General features: G+C 59.4%; 3 protein-coding genes. 2 read left to right on the forward strand and 1 reads right to left on the reverse strand.

Translation table 11 applies throughout. The features are described from left to right. Positions 1 to 285: 285 nt before the first annotated feature. Positions 286 to 1,212: an SdiA-regulated domain-containing protein gene (locus ACW9JE_RS29775; RefSeq protein ID WP_457434792.1), complete on the forward strand. Its 927-nt coding sequence runs from the start codon at positions 286 to 288 to the stop codon at positions 1,210 to 1,212. Between the two features lie 86 nt (positions 1,213 to 1,298). Next, on the forward strand, positions 1,299 to 2,216 hold the full coding sequence (locus ACW9JE_RS29780; RefSeq protein WP_457434793.1) for an SdiA-regulated domain-containing protein: 918 nt from the start codon (positions 1,299 to 1,301) through the stop codon (positions 2,214 to 2,216). A gap of 153 nt (positions 2,217 to 2,369) precedes the next feature. Here the strand turns inward: ACW9JE_RS29780 and rpiA are convergent, their stop codons facing one another. After that, positions 2,370 to 3,044 (reverse strand): ribose-5-phosphate isomerase RpiA, encoded by a 675-nt coding sequence (gene rpiA, locus ACW9JE_RS29785; protein WP_457434794.1) that lies wholly within the window; start codon positions 3,042 to 3,044, stop codon positions 2,370 to 2,372. Positions 3,045 to 3,208 lie beyond the last annotated feature (164 nt).

Here is a 3,208-nt window from a genome sequence, read left to right on the forward strand (position 1 = left end):
ACAACATCAAAAACAGTATTGCAGAAAAGGGGGTAACCATAGATGTAGGAGCGAAGCTTGCTCGCGAAGGCGTAGTGTCAGTCGACAACAATGTCGTCTGATACACCGCATTCGCGAGCAAGCTTCGCTCCTACCGTTGTTTTGGTTCTTGTTAATCCCGTTCAGGGCAATCCCGCCATTTCCCGTTTTTTTCACATTCTCTCTGGATAATGCTTGGCTTTTTGGCGTCTGAGCCAAGCTAATTTGTGCTATTACCCGTAGCCTCGATTCCTGGATGAATACCCCATGTCCACCCAACCCCTGCCTTCATTCAAACCCGCTCGCCGCTCGCGCTTCGCCCTGCGCTGGTACACCTGGCTGTTGCTGGTAGTCGTGGTTGCCTATGGCCTGGCGTTCGCCATGCATTGGGATGACCGTGGCGTGCTGTGGGTGAAGGAACGCTTCGAAAGCGCCGCCGAGAAGCAGGAAAGCATCTGGCTGCCGGATTACCGCGCGGTGATCGACGCCAAGCCGCTGGCGGGCATGGAGAAGGACGAGGCTTCGGACGTGGCCTACGACCCGCAGACCAAGACGCTGTTTTCGGTGATGGGCAAAAACCCGTTCCTGGCCGAGCTGACCTTGCAGGGCGACGTGCTGCGCAAGATGCCGCTGGTGGGCTGGAGCAATCCTGAGGCTGTCACCGTGCTGGGCAATGGTCTGCTGGCGATCGTCGACGAGCGTGACCATATGGTGACCATCGTCAAGGTCGATGCCACGACCCGTGAACTGAACATCGCCGATTTCCCCAAATACGATCTTGGCCCTTCGAAAGACCAGAACAAGGCGTTCGAGGCCGTCACCTGGGATGCGCGCAATCAGCAGTTGTTGCTGGGCGAGGAGCGTCCACCGGCGCTGTTCACCTGGAAGAGCGACGGCCAGAAACTGATCGGCGACAAGCAGAAACTGGCCAGCGATGAACTGGATATACGCAATCTGTCGGCCCTGGCCATCGACCCGCGCACCGGCCACACCCTGGTGTTGTCCGCCGACTCTCATCTGCTGCTGGAGCTGGATGAAAAGGGTGAGCAGGTCAGCTTCATGACCCTGCTGCGCGGCTTCAACGGCCTGAAAAACACCATTCCCCGCGCCGAAGGCGTGACCATGGACGAGGCGGGCACGCTGTACATCGTCAGCGAACCGAACCTGTTCTATCGCTTCGAAAAACAGAAGTGATTCCCTATGGGGGCTGATGGCCATTAAGCTTTAATTCAGACAGGCGTGATATTTCATCCGCCTGTTTTGATTCCGAGCCTGCGTCCATGCGCCGATTTGCCCGCCCCAAACCGCTGATTCTCCTGGTATTGATGATTGCGCTGATCCTGTTGATCGCGATCGGTCAGTACCTGCGCCTGTTCGAGCGGGCCTGGTTCAATCTGCACACGCTTTGGAGGCCGATGAATGAGCAGTCCATCGGCCTGGATCAGTATCGGGTGGTCCTGGAAGGGCAGATCATCGAAGGTCTGGACGATGATGTCTCGGCATTGACCTTCGATCCGGTGCGCAAGAGCCTGTTCACCGTCACCAACCAGAATTCGGAGCTGATCGAGCTCTCCCTCGACGGCAAGATCCTGCGGCGCATCGCGCTTGTCGGTTTTGGCGATCCGGAAGCGGTTGAGTTCATCAGCGCCGACACCTACGTGATCACCGACGAGTATCAGCAGCGCCTGATCAAGGTCCGTGTCGAGAATGACACCACGTTCATCGATGCGGCGGATGCCGAGCAGATGACCTTGGGCGTGCACATGAGCAGCAACAAGGGCTTCGAGGGTCTGGCCTACGATTCGGTGGGCAAGCGCTTGTTCGTGGCCAAGGAGCGCGACCCGATGTTGATCTACGAAGTGCACGGGTTTCCGCATTTCAATCCGGAAAAATCCTACGCGGTGCACGTCATCAACAACCCCAAGCGCGATGCCGGGATGTTTGTGCGTGACCTGTCGAGCCTGCAATACGACGAGCGCAGCGGTCACTTGATGGCGCTGTCCGACGAGTCGCGGCTGATTCTGGAGCTGGATGTGGACGGCCGGCCGTTGAGCACCATGGCCTTGCGCAAGGGCAGCCAAGGGCTGCAAAAGACCGTGCCCCAGGCGGAGGGGATCGCCATGGATGACGAGGGGACGATGTACCTGGTGAGCGAGCCGAATCTGTTTTACGTCTTCAAGAAACCCGCGCAGCCCTGAAAGCAACATAAATACAAATGTGGGAGCGGGCTTGCTCGCGAAAGCGGTGTGTCAGTCGACATCAATGTTGCCTGACACACCGCTTTCGCGAGCAAGTCGAATCGTCGCACCGCCGCTCCCACAGGGTATTTCATCAACCCACAGAAAGGTGGGTTACTTGGCCTTGAGGGTCTTCACACCCTCACTCGTCCCCAACAACAGCAAATCCGCCGGCCGCGCCGCGAACAGGCCGTTGGTGACCACGCCCACGATCGCATTGATCTGCGCTTCCAGCTCAACCGGGTTAGTGATCTGCATGTTGAACACATCGAGGATGATGTTGCCGTTATCGGTCACCACGCCTTCGCGGTAAACCGGGTCGCCGCCCAGTTTCACCAGCTGGCGGGCCACGTGGCTGCGGGCCATCGGGATCACTTCAACCGGCAGCGGGAAGGCGCCGAGCACCGGCACCAGCTTGCTGGCGTCGGCGATGCAGATGAAGGTCTTGGCCACGGCCGCGACAATCTTCTCGCGGGTCAGGGCTGCGCCGCCGCCCTTGATCAGATTCAGGTGCTCGTCGCTCTCATCGGCGCCGTCGACGTAAAACTCAAGGTCGCTGACGGTGTTCAGTTCGTACACCGGAATGCCGTGACCCTTGAGGCGCGCGGCAGTGGCTTCGGAGCTGGCCACCGCGCCATCGAACGCGCCCTTGTGCTTGGCCAGGGCGTCGATGAAGCAGTTGGCGGTGGAGCCGGTGCCGACCCCGACGATGCTCTTGTCGTCGAGTTTCGGGAGGATGAAGTCGACGGCGGCCTGAGCCACTGCCTGTTTGAGTTGATCCTGGGTCATGCGGGCTCCGAGGTGCCGAAGAGGGGGAACGAAAGGCCGGCATTATAGGCTTCGGGGCGGGGAAGGTCATTGCCCGATTGGCGGGCCGGCGCCAATCCCTGTAGGAGCCAGCTTGCTCGCGATGGTCGTCAACGATGACGCGGGCTGTCTGAATGCCCGCGGTG

The sequence above is a fragment of the Pseudomonas sp. SDO55104_S430 genome, assembly GCF_054070595.1.

Excerpts from the sequence above, each read along its gene's own strand:
- ACW9JE_RS29775 (WP_457434792.1), top strand. The coding sequence starts at position 286 with ATGTCCACCCAACCCCTGCCTTCATTCAAACCCGCTCGCCGCTCGCGC.
- ACW9JE_RS29780 (WP_457434793.1), top strand. The coding sequence starts at position 1,299 with ATGCGCCGATTTGCCCGCCCCAAACCGCTGATTCTCCTGGTATTGATG.
- rpiA (WP_457434794.1), bottom strand. The coding sequence starts at position 3,044 with ATGACCCAGGATCAACTCAAACAGGCAGTGGCTCAGGCCGCCGTCGAC.